The 15,735-nt window shown below is 65.3% G+C and carries 14 protein-coding genes; 9 read left to right on the top strand and 5 right to left on the bottom strand.

The genetic code is table 11. The annotated features are described in order from the left end of the window. Nucleotides 1-8: 8 nt before the first annotated feature. From FFS45_RS23260 to fghA, 3 genes are all read left to right on the top strand, one after another. Nucleotides 9-1,454, top strand: coding sequence for an FGGY family carbohydrate kinase (locus FFS45_RS23260; RefSeq protein ID WP_137956984.1), 1,446 nt, complete (start codon nt 9-11; stop codon nt 1,452-1,454). A gap of 164 nt (nt 1,455-1,618) precedes the next feature. Continuing rightward, entirely contained in the window at nt 1,619-2,725 is a 1,107-nt protein-coding gene (locus tag FFS45_RS23255) for an S-(hydroxymethyl)glutathione dehydrogenase/class III alcohol dehydrogenase (RefSeq protein ID WP_137956983.1), read from the top strand. Between the two features lie 34 nt (nt 2,726-2,759). Beyond that, the gene (gene fghA, locus FFS45_RS23250) at nt 2,760-3,632 is read left to right on the top strand and encodes an S-formylglutathione hydrolase (protein ID WP_137956982.1); all 873 of its coding nucleotides are present in this window, start codon (nt 2,760-2,762) and stop codon (nt 3,630-3,632) included. Nucleotides 3,633-3,739: 107 nt separating this feature from the next. Here the strand turns inward: fghA and FFS45_RS23245 are convergent, their stop codons facing one another. The 3 genes from FFS45_RS23245 to FFS45_RS23235 form a co-directional block, all read right to left on the bottom strand. Continuing rightward, nucleotides 3,740-4,522, bottom strand: a complete 783-nt coding sequence (locus tag FFS45_RS23245; RefSeq protein WP_137956981.1) for a metal ABC transporter permease — start codon at nt 4,520-4,522, stop codon at nt 3,740-3,742. Then, the gene (locus tag FFS45_RS23240) at nt 4,515-5,465 is read right to left on the bottom strand and encodes an ABC transporter ATP-binding protein (RefSeq protein WP_137956980.1); all 951 of its coding nucleotides are present in this window, start codon (nt 5,463-5,465) and stop codon (nt 4,515-4,517) included. Before FFS45_RS23240 ends, FFS45_RS23245 begins: the two co-directional genes overlap by 8 nt. 69 nt (nt 5,466-5,534) lie before the next feature. After that, nucleotides 5,535-6,476, bottom strand: coding sequence for a metal ABC transporter solute-binding protein (locus FFS45_RS23235; protein WP_137956979.1), 942 nt, complete (start codon nt 6,474-6,476; stop codon nt 5,535-5,537). A gap of 373 nt (nt 6,477-6,849) precedes the next feature. Between FFS45_RS23235 and FFS45_RS23230 the strand changes: the two genes are divergently transcribed. From FFS45_RS23230 to ugpC, 6 genes are all read left to right on the top strand, one after another. After that, on the top strand, nt 6,850-7,632 hold the full coding sequence (locus FFS45_RS23230; RefSeq protein ID WP_137956978.1) for an L-iditol 2-dehydrogenase: 783 nt from the start codon (nt 6,850-6,852) through the stop codon (nt 7,630-7,632). Between the two features lie 69 nt (nt 7,633-7,701). Further along, nucleotides 7,702-9,024, top strand: a complete 1,323-nt coding sequence (locus FFS45_RS23225) for a sugar ABC transporter substrate-binding protein (RefSeq protein ID WP_137956977.1) — start codon at nt 7,702-7,704, stop codon at nt 9,022-9,024. Nucleotides 9,025-9,201: 177 nt separating this feature from the next. Continuing rightward, nucleotides 9,202-10,137, top strand: coding sequence for a sugar ABC transporter permease (locus FFS45_RS23220; RefSeq protein ID WP_137956976.1), 936 nt, complete (start codon nt 9,202-9,204; stop codon nt 10,135-10,137). After that, nucleotides 10,134-11,003 (top strand): carbohydrate ABC transporter permease, encoded by an 870-nt coding sequence (locus FFS45_RS23215; protein ID WP_137956975.1) that lies wholly within the window; start codon nt 10,134-10,136, stop codon nt 11,001-11,003. The genes FFS45_RS23220 and FFS45_RS23215 overlap by 4 nt, the downstream gene beginning before the upstream one ends. Beyond that, on the top strand, nt 11,000-11,734 hold the full coding sequence (locus FFS45_RS23210) for an HAD family phosphatase (RefSeq protein ID WP_137956974.1): 735 nt from the start codon (nt 11,000-11,002) through the stop codon (nt 11,732-11,734). Before FFS45_RS23215 ends, FFS45_RS23210 begins: the two co-directional genes overlap by 4 nt. A gap of 102 nt (nt 11,735-11,836) precedes the next feature. Continuing rightward, nucleotides 11,837-12,946 carry a sn-glycerol-3-phosphate ABC transporter ATP-binding protein UgpC gene (gene ugpC / locus FFS45_RS23205; protein ID WP_137956973.1) on the top strand — a complete coding sequence of 370 codons (1,110 nt, stop codon included), beginning with the start codon at nt 11,837-11,839 and terminating at the stop codon, nt 12,944-12,946. Between the two features lie 63 nt (nt 12,947-13,009). Here the strand turns inward: ugpC and FFS45_RS23200 are convergent, their stop codons facing one another. Both FFS45_RS23200 and xylB read right to left on the bottom strand, forming a co-directional pair. Continuing rightward, on the bottom strand, nt 13,010-13,957 hold the full coding sequence (locus FFS45_RS23200) for a sugar-binding transcriptional regulator (RefSeq protein ID WP_137956972.1): 948 nt from the start codon (nt 13,955-13,957) through the stop codon (nt 13,010-13,012). A 71-nt stretch (nt 13,958-14,028) separates the two neighbouring features. After that, the gene (gene xylB / locus FFS45_RS23195) at nt 14,029-15,510 is read right to left on the bottom strand and encodes a xylulokinase (protein WP_137956971.1); all 1,482 of its coding nucleotides are present in this window, start codon (nt 15,508-15,510) and stop codon (nt 14,029-14,031) included. Nucleotides 15,511-15,735: the final 225 nt, after the last annotated feature.

Raw genomic sequence — 15,735 nt, 5'->3', positions numbered from 1 at the left:
TTTCGCTCATGAACTTTCTCGGCATCGACCTCGGCACCGGTTCACTCAAAGTCGCAATCGTCGACGACAGCGGCCGCGAACTGGCCGCGGCCAGCGTCGCTTACGCGATCGAGACACCGCATCCAGGCTGGGCGGAGACCTCGGTTCAGACGTGGTGGAACGCGCTCTGCGAAGCCACTGCGCGGCTGCCTGCCGAGGCGCGGGCGGGTGTCGAGGGCATCGGCCTTTCGGGGCAAATGCATGGCGTGGTGTTGACGGATGCCGAGGGCCGCGCCGTGCGTCCGGCAATGCTATGGCCCGACACGCGCGCGCTGTCGCTGCTCGGACAATGGCCCCTGCCGCAGCCGAATCCGGTTGCGCCGGGGATGGCCGGACCGTTGCTGCGCTGGATCGTGCTGCATGAGCCGCAAACCGCGCAGGCCACGCGCTGGGCGCTGCAACCGAAGGACTGGCTGCGGGTGGCCTTGGGCGGCGCGGTGATGACCGATCCGTCAGACGCCTGCGCGACCGCGCTGGCCGATCCGGCCGGCGTGTGGGATCGTGCGCTGCTCGATCGGCTCGGCTTGCCGCAGGAGTGGTTTGCGCCGCTCGCGCCGTCATACGCGGCGGGCGGCGCGTTGTCGGCGCAGGCTGCAGCCGCGCTCGGTTTGCGCGCGGGCATCGTGCTCGCCATCGGTGCCGGTGATACCCCGTGCGCCGCGCTGGGCAGCGGCCTCGCGCAGGCGGGCGACGCGCTGCTCACCACCGGCACGGGTGGCCAGATCGTGGTGCTGGCGAGCGAGGCGCCGCAGCCTGCGCAAGGGCTGCATCGCTATCGCGCGGCGAGCGATCACTGGTACCGGATGGCAGCCATGCAGAACGTCGGCGTCGCGCTGGAAACCGTGCGTGGCTGGCTTTCGTACGAATGGGCCGATGCGTATCGCGAGGCGTTCGAAGCCGATTCCGCCGCGCTCGCTCAAGGTCTCACGTTCCTGCCTTACCTGACCGGCGAGCGCACCCCGTGGCTCAATCCGGCCGCGCGCGGCGGCTGGCTTGGACTCGCGCTCGGCCATACGCGCGGCACGATGATGCGGGCCGCCTTCGACGGCGTCGCTTTTTCGCTGCGTGCGGGGCTCGATGCGATCCGCGCGAGCGGCGCCACGGTCGCAGCGTTGCGGCTTGCCGGCGGCGGCTCGGTGGACGCGCGCTGGCGCCAGTTGCTCGCCGATGCGTTGAACGTCGAACTGTTCGCGCTCGATTGTCCAAATGCCGCGGGGCGCGGCGCGGCGATCCTCGGTGGACTGGCGCGCGGCCACTGGCACGCCGCCGACCTCGCAGCGCTGGCGCCCGCGACGACGCGTGTCGCGGGTCCGCGAAACGATACGGCATTGGCCGCGCGCTATGAGCGTTTCATCGATCTATATGGACGCGTCGAGGACTGGTTCGATGTACCGCCACCGACCCGCGACGCATGAGCCGATGTCGCTCAAGGGCAATGTGTTGACGAGTGTTCGCACACACGCCGCGCGAATTTCGGCGATCATAGGCGCCGGTCGCGGCGTAAGGCTGTCGAAGGCAGGCGCGCGATGCCGCGCCTCGCATCACCGGATTGATTCAAGGAACTACAGGAGCATTCACCATGAAGACGAAAGCAGCCATCGCATGGAAGGCGGGCGCACCGCTGACGATTGAGGAAGTCGATCTGGAAGGCCCGCGCGCCGGCGAAGTGCTGATCGAAGTGAAGGCCACAGGCATCTGCCACACCGACTACTACACCTTGTCGGGCGCAGACCCGGAAGGACTCTTCCCGGCGATTCTCGGCCACGAAGGCGCCGGCGTGATCGTCGACGTGGGTCCGGGCGTCGGCACGCTGAAGAAGGGCGATCACGTGATTCCGCTCTACACGCCGGAATGCCGCCAGTGCAAGTTCTGCCTGTCGCGCAAGACCAACCTGTGTCAGGCGATCCGCTCGACGCAAGGCAAAGGCCTGATGCCCGATGCCACGTCGCGTTTCTCTCTGGATGGCAAGCCGCTGTTCCACTACATGGGCACGTCGACATTCTCGAACTACATCGTCGTTCCCGAGATTGCGGTGGCGAAGGTGCGTGAAGATGCGCCCTTCGACAAGATCTGCTACATCGGCTGCGGTGTGACGACCGGCGTGGGCGCGGTGGTGTACTCGGCGAAGGTCGAGGCCGGTGCGAACGTGGTGGTGTTCGGGCTCGGCGGCATCGGGCTGAACGTGATCCAGGGCGCGAAGATGGTGGGCGCGGACAAGATCATCGGTGTCGATATCAACCCGGGCCGCATCGAACTGGCGAAGAAGTTCGGCATGACGCACTTCATCAACCCGAATGAAGTGGAGAACGTCGTCGACCATATCGTGCAACTGACCGATGGCGGCGCGGACTACTCGTTCGAATGCATCGGCAATACCAAGGTGATGCGTCAGGCGCTGGAGTGCACGCATAAGGGCTGGGGACAGTCGTTCATCATCGGCGTGGCGGCGGCGGGCGAGGAAATCAGCACGCGCCCGTTCCAGCTCGTGACGGGGCGCGAATGGAAGGGCTCGGCCTTCGGCGGCGCACGCGGCCGTACCGACGTGCCGAAGATCGTCGACTGGTATATGGAAGGCAAGATCAACATCGACGATCTGATCACCCACCGTCTGCCGCTCGAACGCATCAACGAAGGTTTCGACCTGATGAAGAAGGGCGAGTCGATCCGCTCGGTGGTCCTCTACTAATGCTGGATTCGCCTTGCAACCCGGGGAGCGTGCGATGCTCGAACTGCTAGCCTCTCACGCCTGCTACGGCGGCGTGCAACGTATCTACAGGCATGACTCGAAGGTGACCGGCCTGCCGATGCGCTTTGCGGTGTATTTGCCGCCGCAGGCCGGGCAGGCTGTTCACGGTGCGCAGGCCGGTGCGGCGAAGGTGCCGGCGCTGTTCTATCTGGCCGGGCTCACCTGCACCGAGGAGACCTTCCCGATCAAGGCGGGCGCGCAGCGCTTTGCCGCGCAGCACGGTCTTGCGCTGATCGCGCCGGACACCAGCCCGCGCGGTGCCGGCATTCCCGGTGAAAGCGCGGCGTGGGACTTCGGCGTGGGGGCGGGTTTCTATGTCGACGCAACCGAGGAGCCGTGGTCGAAGCACTTCCGCATGTACTCATATGTGCGCGACGAACTGCGTGAGACGGTGCTGGCCAACCTGCCGGTGGATGGTGAGCGCCTTGGCATCTTCGGCCACTCGATGGGCGGCCACGGCGCGCTGATGCTGGCGCTGCGCAATCCGCAGATCTACCGCTCGGTGTCGGCGTTCGCGCCGATCGCGGCGCCCTCACGCTGTCCGTGGGGCGAGAAGGCGTTCAGCGGCTATCTGGGTGCGGATCGTGCGGCCTGGAAAGCGTATGACTCCAGCGAACTGGTGGCGAGCGCGTCGCACACATTCGCCGAGGGGATTCTGATCGATCAGGGACTGTCGGATCAGTTTCTTGCCGAGCAGTTGCACCCGGAAGTGTTCGAAGCGGCTTGCCATGTGGCAGGGCAGCCGCTGATCCTGCGTCGCCATGAGGGCTACGATCATGGCTACTTCTTCATCTCGACCTTCATCGAGGATCACATCGCGCATCATGCCAAGGTGTTGCTGGCCTGATGCGTTGGCTTCCTGGGCGGCACGCGTGCAGGTCGGCGCGTGCCGCTTGCAGCGCAACGTGAGCGGAGCAGCGAGCGAGGAGGCTTACCGCGCCACTCAGGCCATTCTTACCGCCGCCCCAGCAGACTCCCGCCATACACCAGAGCCGCGAGCGCGGTGATCCAGAAGCTCGTCGGCCAATCCGTATAGAACGCGAGCGTGAGCCCGAGCCACGCTTGCGCCAGCGCGAGCAGCGCCGCAAGCACGAGCCCGGTGGAGAGTCGCGTGGTGAGGTTCTGGGCTGCTGCCGCCGGTCCCACCATCAACGTGAACACCAGCAGCACGCCGACGATCTGCGTGCACGCCGCCACCGCCAGCGCGGCGATGGCGAGGAACAGCATCGACACGAGCCGCAGCGACACGCCCTTGGCCTCGGCCAGCTCCGGCTGCAGCGAGGCGAACAGCAAGGGCCGCATGATGGCCGCCAGCGCCAGCAGGCTCAGCAGGCCGAGTCCGGCCAGCACACCGAGCGTGGACGCATTCACGCCGAGCACATTGCCGAACAGCAGCGCCGTCACCTGGGTCGCATAAGCGGTAAAGAAGTGCAGAAACAACAGCCCGAAGCCGAGCGCGAGCGAGAGAATCACGCCGATCGCCACATCGCGGCCGGCAAGCTTTTCGCCGAGCGCGCCCATACCGACACCGGCCGCGAGCGTAAAGCCGATCATCCCCCAGATCGGCGAGATGCCGATCAGCACAGCGCCGGTTGCCCCGGTAAAGCCCACGTGCGAGAGCGCGTGGCCCGCAAAGGTCTGCCCGCGCATCACCAGAAAGTAGCCGACAATCCCCGCCAGCACCGCGACGATCCCCGACGCCGCGAACGCGTTGACCATGAAATCGTATTCAAACATCGTTGGTGTGTCCGTCGCGTGAGGCGTGATGATGGCCAGGGGTGTGACCATGCGCATGGCCATGCGCGTGACCGTGCGTATGCCCGTGGCCCGACGCGCCGCCATGATCGTGGGCGTCGTCTTCGTGTTCGTGATCGTGCTTTTCGACTTCTACATCGCCCGACATCACGAAGATGCGGCCGTTCACCCGCATGACGTCGATAGCCGAACCGTAGAGCCGCGACAGCACCGGCTTCGTGATCACCTCGTCGACCGTGCCGAGTGCCGCCACGCCGCTGCCCAGATACAGCACGCGGTCGAGCGCATGCAGCAGCGGATTGAGTTCATGCGCGGAAAACAGCACCGCGATGTCAAGCTCCTGCTGCACGTTGCGCACCAGTTCGACCACGCCTTTCTGATGATGCGGATCGAGGCTGATCAGCGGTTCGTCGAGCAGCAGCAGTTTGGGATTGCCGAGCAGGCACTGCGCGAGCAGGAGGCGCTGGCGCTCGCCGCCGGAGAGTTCCGACAAGGGCCGCGCCGCGAGAGCCCGGCCGCCCACCAGATCCAGCACGCGTTCCACGTCGGCACGGGTTTTCGCATCGGCGTGCGGCAGGCCCCAGCGGTGGCCGTCGGCCGCCATCGCCACAAAATCGCGGCCGCGCACCCGGCGGCCGGCCAGCGCCGCACGCGTCTGCGGCATGTAGCCGATCGACGCGTTGCCGCGCATCACCGGCTGTCCGTGCACGCGGATCGTGCCTTGCGCGGCCGGCACGAGGCCGAGCACGGCACGCATCAGCGTGGTTTTGCCCGCGCCGTTCGGCCCGAGCACGCCGATAAATTCCCCTTGATTCACCTGCAGACTGGTGTCGCGCAGGATGGCACGACCGCCCAGTTCCAGCGTCACGTTCTCGAGTTCGAGAACGGGCGTGGCCTGGGAGGGCGTGCGGCCAGTCAGATTCATTACGTGGTTCCGTTAGTTGCTGCTCAGTTGCCGCTCAGTTGCCGCCTGATTGCCGCTTTACTTGCCGCTTTACTTGCCCGCCGCCGCACCCGTGTCGCCAGCAGCCAGCGCCGCGCTCAGCGCGTCCAGTTGCGAGAGCATCCACACCTGGTAGTTCTTGCCGGCCGGTTCCGTCTCGGTGACGCTCATGGTCGGCACGTGCGATTGCTGGGCGAGTTTCAACATGCGTTTGGTCAGGGCCTCGGTTGCCTGGCTGTTATAGATCAGAACGCGCACGCGCTTTTCGCGCAGATCGCGCTCGAACGCTGCGATATCCGACGGGCTCGCTTCCGTGTCGTTCATCGTCGCCATCTGGAAGCGCATATTGCGCATCGACAGGCCGATCGCGTCCGACATATAACCGAACACCGGTTCCGTGGCCGTCACCGGCAGGCCCGCATAGCGGCCGTGCAGTTCGGCGACCTTGGCGTCGATCGGCTTGAGCGAATCGAGAAACGTCGCGAGGTTCGCATCGTACGCCGACTTGTTCGCCGGGTCAGCCGCTTCGAGCGCGGCGGTCACGGCGCGCGCTACCGCGGGCATGGTGGCCGGGTTGTACCAGAGGTGCGGATTATCGCCGCTTTTCTTGCCGATCAGGTCGGCCGCGACAATGATCGTGCGCTTGGAGTTGTTCTTCGATGCGTTGAGCAGCTTCGCCATCCACGGATCGTAATCGGCGCCGTTGTAGACCACAAGGCTCGCATGCTGCAACGCGCGGGCGGTTTTCGGGCTGGCTTCGAACAGGTGCGGATCTTCATCCGGGTTGCTCAGGATGCTGGTGACGTCCACGTGCTCGCCGCCCAACTGATGCACTACGTCGCCATAGAAGTTTTCGGCGGCGACCACCTGGATCTTCGCGCTCTGCGCGAAAGCGGCCTGGCCGATGACCAGCATGGCGGCGCTGGCCACCAGATACTTCGACAGGCCGAGCGCACGGCGCGCTGCGTGCCACTTCAAGCTGAGTTTTTTCATTGGTATCCCTGCTACGTAAGCTAAGAGTTGGGTGCGAGGGGCTTTCCGGCCGAGCCGGGGAGCGTCGCGGTGTGGCGGGAATGCAATGATATAACGTATCTGCGAAATTTGTCAGTGGCTCAGGACAAGCGCGAACCTGCCGCGGAGCGCCGCCGCCGTGCGTCGCGGCCTTGCCGGGGACGCTACCGCGGGTACTGGGCAGGGCCGTGGCATGAGCACGCATGTCCTGCCGCGCTGCACCATCGAAATCTCGTTAACCGTCTTGACATGGCTGGATGCGTATCCGATCATTCGATCACTAACAGAGCAATTGATCGCGTGATGAGCGTTCGCTCACCGCGCGGTGGAACTCGAAACGAACCGGAGACACGCAGTGGCGGCGCGATTGCAAGGGAAAGTGGCGATCCTCACGGGTGCGGCAAGCGGTATTGGCGAAGCGGTGGCCCGGCGGTATCTCGACGAAGGCGCGCGCTGCGTGCTGGTCGACCTGAAGTCGGCCGACAGTTTTGCACAGTCGTTGCGCGAAACCGCGGGCGACCGGGTCCTGACGCTGAGCGCCGACGTCACGCGCCGCGAGGACATTCAACGCATCGTCGCGAGCACCCTGGAACGCTTCGGCCAGATCGACATCCTCTTCAACAATGCGGCGCTATTCGACATGCGGCCGCTTCTCGATGAATCCTGGGACGTGTTCGACCGGCTCTTCTCGGTCAATGTGAAGGGCATGTTCTTCCTGATGCAGGCGGTTGCACAGCGCATGGTCGAGCAGGGGCACGGCGGCAAGATCATCAATATGTCGTCGCAGGCCGGCCGGCGCGGCGAGGCGCTGGTTTCGCACTACTGCGCAACCAAGGCGGCCGTACTAAGCTATACGCAGTCGGCGGCGCTCGCACTGGCGCCGCATAAGATCAACGTCAACGGGATTGCCCCCGGGGTCGTGGATACGCCGATGTGGGACCAGGTGGACGCGCTGTTCGCGCGCTACGAGAACCGCCAGCCGGGCGAGAAGAAGCGTCTGGTCGGCGAGGCGGTGCCGCTTGGCCGCATGGGCCTGCCCGAAGACCTGACCGGCGCGGCGCTGTTCCTCGCCTCCGCCGATGCCGATTACATCACCGCGCAAACCCTGAACGTCGACGGCGGCAACTGGATGAGCTAACGGAAGCTGTCACCGCCCCGTTCGCCTGACAACGCAGTAAAACATAACGTACTAGAAAGGAGACATGTGATGAAAGCAGCCATGAAACCCGCGCTCAAGGCGATCAGCGCCGCTGCCGTTGCGTGCGCAGCGCTGAATGCGTCGGCCGCGACGGTGACGATTGCGACCTTGAACAACCCGGACATGATCGAGCTGAAGAAGCTGTCGCCGGCGTTCGAGCAGGCCAATCCTGACATCAAGCTCAACTGGGTGATTCTGGAAGAAAACGTGCTGCGCCAGCGCGCCACCACCGACATCACGACCGGCAGCGGCCAGTTCGACGTGATGACGATCGGCGCTTACGAGACGCCGCAATGGGGCAAGCGCGGCTGGCTCACGCCGCTCACGAACCTGCCCCCCAGCTACGACCTGAACGACGTCGTGAAGACGGCGCGCGACGGGCTCTCGTACAACGGCTCGCTGTACGCGCTGCCGTTCTACGTCGAAAGCTCGATGACCTACTACCGCAAGGACCTGTTTGCGGCGAAGGGTCTGACGATGCCGGACCAGCCGACCTATGACCAGATCCAGCAGTTCGCCGACAAGCTCACCGACAAGGCCAACGGCGTCTACGGCATCTGCCTGCGCGGCAAGGCGGGCTGGGGCGAAAACATGGCCTACGCGACCACGGTCGTGAACACCTTCGGCGGCCGCTGGTTCAACGAGAAGTGGGAACCGCAGCTCACCTCGCCGGAGTGGAAGAAGGCCATCACCTTCTACGTCAACCTGCTGCAGAAAGACGGCCCTCCGGGAGCGAGTTCGAACGGCTTCAACGAAAACCTGACGCTGATGTCGTCGGGCAAGTGCGCGATGTGGATCGACGCCACGGTGGCGGCCGGCATGCTGTACAACAAGCAGCAGTCGCAGATCGCCGACAAGGTCGGCTTCGCGGCGGCGCCGACCGAAGTCACGCCGCGCGGCGCGCACTGGCTGTGGGCCTGGGCGCTGGCGATTCCGAAGTCGTCGAAGCAGGCGGACGCGGCGAAGAAGTTCATCGCCTGGGCCACTTCGAAGGAATACATCGAGATGGTCGCGAAGGACGAAGGCTGGGCCTCGGCGCCTCCGGGAACCCGCCAGTCGACCTACGCGCGTCCTGAGTACAAGGCGGCTGCACCTTTTGCCGACTTTGTGCTGAAGGCGATTGAAACGGCTGACCCGAATCATCCGACCGCGCAGCCGGTGCCGTACACCGGTGTGCAGTTTGTCGGCATTCCTGAGTTCCAGTCGTTCGGCACGGTAGTGGGTCAGAGCATCTCGGGTGCGCTGGCCGGTCAGATGACGGTCGATCAGGCGCTGACAGCCGGGCAGGCCACCGCCGAACGCGCCGTGCGTCAGGCGGGTTATCTGAAGTGACGTGAAACACGCCGGCTGGCGCCAGCCAGCCGGCCCTTGCAGCAAAGCGGGCCATCACGGCTGAACCGTTACGCCTGGGTCACGCTCCGGCCGCACCTGCATCGCCGCGGCCGGCGGCGCCCCGGGTTGGGCCCCAGCCGCGCGTGTCCCGCGCATTACCGAACAGGTGGTCACATCATGCGTCCTCTGCGCCTTCCTCTCATGCATGCCCATCCCCAGACCGAAAAAGAGCGCGAATCGCGCAAGGCCGCGTCCGCACGCTGGCTGGTGACACCGTCTACCGCCGTACTGGTGTTGTGGATGGCCATCCCTCTGGCGATGACGATCTGGTATTCGTTCACGCATTACAACCTGCTCAACCCGGACGAAAAGGGTTTTGCCGGCATCGACAACTATAAGTACCTCGCCACCGACCCGTCGTTCGGGCCGTCGATCTTCCATACGCTGGAGCTGATCGTCGCCACTCTGGTGATCACGGTAGTGGGCGGCGTGCTGATGTCGGTGCTGTTCGACCGCAAGTTCTACGGCCAGGGCATTGCCCGGCTGCTGGCGATTGCGCCGTTCTTCGTGATGCCGACCGTCAGCGCGCTGATCTGGAAGAACATGATCCTGCATCCGGTCTACGGCCTGATTGCACAGGGCATGCGCGCCATTGGCCTGACCCCGATCGACTGGTTCGCCGACTATCCGCTCACCGCGATCATCATGATTGTCTCGTGGCAGTGGCTGCCGTTCGCCTTCCTGATCCTGTTCACCGCAATCCAGTCGCTCGACCAGGAACAGAAAGAAGCGGCCAAGATCGACGGCGCGGGCGCGTTCTCGATGTTCTTCTACATCACGCTGCCGCACCTGAGACGGGCGATTGCGGTGGTGGTGATGATGGAAACCATTTTCCTGCTGTCGATCTTCGCGGAAATCTACACGACGACCGGCGGTGGCCCCGGCACGGCGACCACCACGCTGTCTTACCTGATCTACGCGCTCGGCCTGCAACAGTTTGACGTCGGGCTGGCCTCGGCCGGCGGGATTCTCGCCGTGGTGCTGGCCAACATTGTGTCGTTCTTCCTCGTGCGGATGCTCGCGAAGAACCTCAAAGGGGAGTACGAAAAATGAGCCACGTTGCCGCTTCACCCGTCGCCTCGACGGCGACCTCTGCGAAGAACGCGCCGTGGGCCGTCTTCAAGCGCGCCATTCCCGGCGTGCTCGCCTGGCTGATCGCGCTGCTGCTGTTCTTCCCGATCTTCTGGATGACGATCACCGCGTTCAAGACCGAGCAGCAGGCTTATGCGTCGTCGCTGTTTTTCATTCCGACGCTCGACAGTTTTCGTGAGGTCTTCGCGCGCAGCAACTACTTCTCGTTCGCCGGCAATTCGATCCTGATTTCGGCCGGCGTGACGGTGGTGTGCCTGTTGCTCGCGGTGCCGTGCGCCTATGCGATGGCGTTCTTTCCGACGCGCCGCACGCAGAGTCTGCTGCTGTGGATGCTGTCGACCAAGATGATGCCGTCGGTCGGCGTGCTGGTGCCGATCTATCTGCTGTGGAAGAACACCGGGATGCTCGATACCGTCTCGGGGCTGATCATCATCTATACGCTGATCAACCTGCCGATTGCGGTGTGGATGACTTTCACGTACTTCGCCGAAATTCCGCGCGACATTCTCGAAGCCGGACGTATCGACGGCGCCGTGACCTGGCAGGAAATCGTCTATCTGCTGATGCCGATGTCGCTGCCGGGCCTCGCCTCGACGGCGCTGCTGCTGGTGATCCTGTCGTGGAACGAGGCGTTCTGGAGCATCAACCTGTCGAGCTCGAACGCGGCGCCGCTGACGGTGTTTATCGCGTCGTATTCGAGTCCTGAAGGATTGTTCTGGGCCAAGCTTTCGGCCGCTTCGCTGCTGGCGGTGGCGCCGATCCTGATTGTCGGCTGGCTGTCGCAGAAGCAACTGGTGCGCGGGCTTACGTTCGGGGCGGTTAAATGACGGTCAAACCCGTGACATTGAAACCCGTGGCAACCAATCCGGCGCATGAAGTCCGGCTGGCGCTGATCTGCGATTGCGACGGCGTACTGATCGACAGCGAGGCCGTGGCGGCACGCATGCTGGTGCACGAGTTGCAGGCGCGCTGGCCGGATACCGACGTCGAACCGGTGGTGCTGCCGCTGCTTGGGCTGCGCATCGAGCGGGTGCTCGAAAACGCCGCCGCGCAGCTCGGCCGGAGTCTGAGCGCGGCCGATGTGGACGCGATCCGTCATGCGGTCGAAGCCGCGGCGATGCAGGCGCCCGCCGTGCCCGGCATCGCCGAGGCGCTCGCGCAGATTCCGCTCATCAAGGCCTGTGCGAGCAACAGCTTCAAGGCTTATGTGCAAACGGTGCTGACGCGCACGGGTCTGGAGCCGTTCTTTGGCGGCCGGCTCTATTGCGCGGACTCGGTGGCGCTGCCGAAGCCGGCCCCGGACGTGTATCTGGCGGCGGCGCAGGGTTTCGGCATCGCGGCGGCGGCTTGCCTCGTGGTGGAGGACAGCGTCACCGGCGTGACGGCGGCAAGCGCGGCGGGCATGACCGTGCTCGCCTTTATCGGCGGCGGCCACGCGAGCGAAGCGCAGATCGGCGCGTTGCGCGCGGCGGGCGCAAGCCACGTGTTCGACGACATGAAGCAACTGCCCGCGCTGGCAGCGCAATGGACGCTGCGGGTAGCGGCGGAATCGCATTGAGGGAGGCGCTGCGATAGACGGAGCCAAGCGGCGCCGTCAGCAGACGCAGTCGGCTGGTTCAACGTAGTACGGCAATACACGAGCAACACACGGAGACACATCATGGCAAGCTTAACGCTGCGTAACATCAGAAAGGCCTACGACGACAACGAAGTGATGCGCGACGTCAATCTCGACATCGCGGACGGCGAGTTCGTGGTGTTCGTCGGCCCGAGCGGCTGCGGCAAATCTACGCTGATGCGCATGATCGCGGGCCTCGAAGACATCACCAGCGGCGACCTGAACATCGACGGCACGCGCGTGAACGATGTACCGCCGGCCAAGCGCGGCATCGCGATGGTGTTCCAGTCGTACGCGCTGTACCCGCACATGACGCTGTACGACAACATGGCGTTTGGCCTGAAGCTCGCCGGCACCAAGAAGCCGGAGATCGACGCGGCGGTGCGCAACGCCGCGAAGATCCTGCATATCGACCACCTGCTCGATCGCAAGCCCAAGCAGTTGTCGGGCGGCCAGCGGCAACGGGTGGCGATCGGCCGCGCGATTACGCGCAAGCCGAAGGTGTTCCTGTTCGACGAACCGCTGTCGAACCTCGACGCCGCGCTGCGGGTGAAGATGCGGCTGGAATTCGCCCGTCTGCACGACGAACTGAAGACCACCATGATCTACGTGACGCACGATCAGGTCGAAGCCATGACGCTGGCCGACAAGATCGTGGTGCTGTCGGCGGGCAACGTGGAGCAGGTCGGCAGTCCGACCATGCTGTATCACGCGCCGGCCAACCGCTTTGTGGCGGGCTTTATCGGCTCGCCGAAGATGAATTTCATGGAAGGCGTGGTGCAGTCGGTCACGCACGACGGCGTCACGGTGCGCTACGAAACCGGCGAGACCCAGCGCGTGGCCGTGGAGCCGGGCGCGGTGAAACAGGGCGACAAGGTGACGGTCGGGATTCGGCCGGAGCATCTGCACGTGGGCGTGTCGGAAGACGGCGTGTCGGCACGTACGATGGCGGTCGAGTCGCTCGGCGATGCGGCGTATCTGTATGCGGAGTCGAGCGTGTCGCCGGAAGGGCTGATTGCGCGGATTCCGCCGCTCGAACGGCATACGAAGGGTGAGACGCAGAAGCTCGGCGCGACGCCTGAGCATTGCCATCTGTTCGACGCCGATGGCAAGGCGTTCCAGCGCAAGATCGTCGAGGTGCTGGCGGCGTGATGTGATTGAAGCAAGATGGCGCGCACGCCTGCCTGAAGTGCGCGCGCCTTGCGAATGCCGGTTTCAGGCTTCCAGCGCCGCCCGTGCGCACAACTCGTCGGTCACGAGACCCGACAGCCAGCCGCCTTTGAGCACCGCGATCACCGCATCGTGTTTGCGCTCGCCGCCGGCGAAGCCGATCGTGGGCCGCCGCGGCGGCGAATCCAGCGCCACGCTGGTGACACGCTGCCCGGTCGGCGAGTCGACGTGGGCACCCGAGGCGTCGATCGGCAGGCCGAGCATCTCGGCCACCGCCTTGCGTTGCACCAGTTCCTTCACTTCGGCTGCCGTAATAAAGCCGTCCTCATGCAGCGGACAATGCGGTCCGACGTTGCCGATCCCGACGAACGCCACATCCGCCTCGCTCGTCAGCGATTCGACGATCCGGTACAGGCGGTGATTGCACCACTGCGCGCGCTCGGCTTCGCTATCGGCGAGCAGCGGCGCGGGCAGCAGAAAATGCTTGCCGCCCGTCTTCTCCGAAATGTGCAGCGCGACGTCATAGCGGTTCGAGGAGCCGTCCTGGGCGATCGCCCCGACCATGGATACCAACCGGTGCTGCGGACGCTCCAGCTGGGCGATCTGATCGACCGCCGCCTTGAGCGTGCGGCCGCTGCCCACCGCGATCACCATCGGCTTTTCTTCGTTCAGGTAACGCTCCATCACCTGCGCACCGGCGACGGCCAGCTTGCGGTCGATCTCTTCCGGCGTGTCGCTGTCGACCGGCACGACTTCGCACATCGACAAGCCATAGCGCTTCGACAACTGCCCGGCAAGCGAGAGGCAATCCGCGAGTTGATGATCGACGCGCACGCGGATCAGGTTCTTCTCGACCGCGAACGCGACCAGCCGCTGTGCGACCGGGCGCGAGACCTGCAGCTTCTCCGCGATCTCGTTCTGCGTATTGCCGGCCACGTAGTAGAGCCACGCGGCGCGCGTGGCGAGATCGAGCTTTTCGTTGGACTTGGGCACGATGGGCTTCTTGAGGTTGGCGTCGACGATAGCAGCGGTTCAGCCTGCTGATGCCGGCATGAACAATATCCCTAAGCCAGCCGCTCGCGCGACGGGTCGAACAGCGGCCGCACATGCCGGTATAGCGCGCGGAAACCATCGAGGCGCGAGCGCAATGCGGCGTGCCGCACCGGGTCCGGCGTGAACTCCAGTTCCACCGGCGGCTTGCTGAGCACCTGGGCCGGATCGCCGCCCGCCGCCAGCCAGCCGAGGCGGGCCGCGCCGAGCGCGGCGCCGGTCTCGCCGCCGCCGTGCTTGCGGGTGGTGGTGTTCAGCGCATCGGCCAGCAGTTGCGCCCAGTAGTTGCTGCGCGCGCCGCCGCCGAGCAGCGAGAGCGCGCTCGCCTCGGTGCCGGCCGCGCGCAGGGCGTCGAGCCCGTCGGTGAGCGCGAAGGTGACGCCTTCGAGCACCGCATAGCCGAGCAGCGCGCGATCGGTCGCGTGATTCATGCCGAAGAACACGCCCTGCGCATACGGGTCGTTATGCGGCGTGCGCTCGCCGGACAGATAAGGCAGGAAGAACGGCGCGCTGACCAATGCCTCGGGCGCGAGCGCTTCGACTTCGGCGAGCAGCGTGGGCTCGTCGGTGGAGGTGAGCTTGCAGACCCAGCGCAGGCAACTGGCCGCCGACAACACGACGCTCATCTGATGCCAGCGGTCCGGGATCGCGTGGCAGAAGGCGTGCACGGCGGAGGCCGGATTGGGCCGGAAACTGTCGCCGACCACGCACAGCACGCCCGAGGTGCCGAGCGAGACGAAACCGTCGCCTGGCTGGGTCGCGCCGATGCCGATAGCGCTCGTCGCATTGTCGCCGCCACCGGCTGCAACGACCACGCCCTCGCTCAGGCCAAATTCACGAGCCACGTCGGCGCGCAGGATGCCGGACGATTCACTGCCTTCGCATAGCCGCGGCATCTGCGCGCGGCGCATGTCGCAGGCGGCGAGCAGCGTGTCGGACCAGTCGCGCTTCGCCACATCGAGCCATAGCGTGCCGGCGGCATCCGATGGATCGGACACTTTGTCGCCGGTCAGCTGCAGCCGCAGATAGTCTTTCGGCAGCAGCACGCTTGCCGTCTGCCGGAAAATCTCCGGCTCGTGACGCGCGACCCACAGCAGCTTGGGCGCAGTGAAGCCGGGCATGGCGAGGTTGCCGGCAATCCGATGCAGCTCGGGTGCGCGCCCGGTCAGCTCCGCGCATTCCTCCACGCTGCGCATGTCGTTCCACAGGATCGCCGGACGCAGCACGCGGTCTTGCGCATCGAGCAGCACTGCGCCGTGCATCTGCCCGGACAGGCCGATGCCGCGCACCTGGGCGAACTCGTCGGGGTGCTTGGCGCGCAGCGCGAACAGGGCGGCCCGCGTGCCGTCCCACCAGTCGGAGGGATTCTGTTCGGCCCAGCGCTGATGCGGGCGCGAAACGGTGAACGGTGAACCTGCCGTGCCGATTACGCGGCCGTTGGACGCGAGCAGCAGGACTTTCACTTCGGACGTGCCGAGGTCGATGCCGAGATACATGGGCGCGGAACCTTCGTCGTTGAGGATGCGCTACTTTAGCCGCACATGGCGGGGGATGCCATGGGCGTTAGACCTGGCTATGGCGGCAGGTGCGTGACAACCGCGGGGCAACAGCAGGGTAACGGCCGGGCAACAGCAGGGCAACAGCAGGGCAACAGCAGGGCAACAGCAGGGCAACAGCAGGGCAACAGCAGGGCAACAGCAGGGCAACAGCAGGGCAACAGC

The sequence above is a fragment of the Burkholderia sp. 4M9327F10 genome, assembly GCF_005503145.1.
Lineage (GTDB): Bacteria > Pseudomonadota > Gammaproteobacteria > Burkholderiales > Burkholderiaceae > Paraburkholderia.
The sequence above is the reverse complement of the archived record's forward strand: the minus strand, read 5'-3'. Positions and strand labels throughout refer to the sequence as shown.

Bases quoted from the DNA above. Each gene is read 5' to 3' on its own strand.
- FFS45_RS23260 (WP_137956984.1), top strand. From the start codon at position 9: ATGAACTTTCTCGGCATCGACCTCGGCACCGGTTCACTCAAAGTCGCA.
- FFS45_RS23255 (WP_137956983.1), top strand. From the start codon at position 1,619: ATGAAGACGAAAGCAGCCATCGCATGGAAGGCGGGCGCACCGCTGACG.
- fghA (WP_137956982.1), top strand. From the start codon at position 2,760: ATGCTCGAACTGCTAGCCTCTCACGCCTGCTACGGCGGCGTGCAACGT.
- FFS45_RS23245 (WP_137956981.1), bottom strand. From the start codon at position 4,522: ATGTTTGAATACGATTTCATGGTCAACGCGTTCGCGGCGTCGGGGATC.
- FFS45_RS23240 (WP_137956980.1), bottom strand. From the start codon at position 5,465: ATGAATCTGACTGGCCGCACGCCCTCCCAGGCCACGCCCGTTCTCGAA.
- FFS45_RS23235 (WP_137956979.1), bottom strand. From the start codon at position 6,476: ATGAAAAAACTCAGCTTGAAGTGGCACGCAGCGCGCCGTGCGCTCGGC.
- FFS45_RS23225 (WP_137956977.1), top strand. From the start codon at position 7,702: ATGAAAGCAGCCATGAAACCCGCGCTCAAGGCGATCAGCGCCGCTGCC.
- FFS45_RS23220 (WP_137956976.1), top strand. From the start codon at position 9,202: ATGCGTCCTCTGCGCCTTCCTCTCATGCATGCCCATCCCCAGACCGAA.
- FFS45_RS23215 (WP_137956975.1), top strand. From the start codon at position 10,134: ATGAGCCACGTTGCCGCTTCACCCGTCGCCTCGACGGCGACCTCTGCG.
- FFS45_RS23210 (WP_137956974.1), top strand. From the start codon at position 11,000: ATGACGGTCAAACCCGTGACATTGAAACCCGTGGCAACCAATCCGGCG.
- ugpC (WP_137956973.1), top strand. From the start codon at position 11,837: ATGGCAAGCTTAACGCTGCGTAACATCAGAAAGGCCTACGACGACAAC.
- xylB (WP_137956971.1), bottom strand. From the start codon at position 15,510: ATGTATCTCGGCATCGACCTCGGCACGTCCGAAGTGAAAGTCCTGCTG.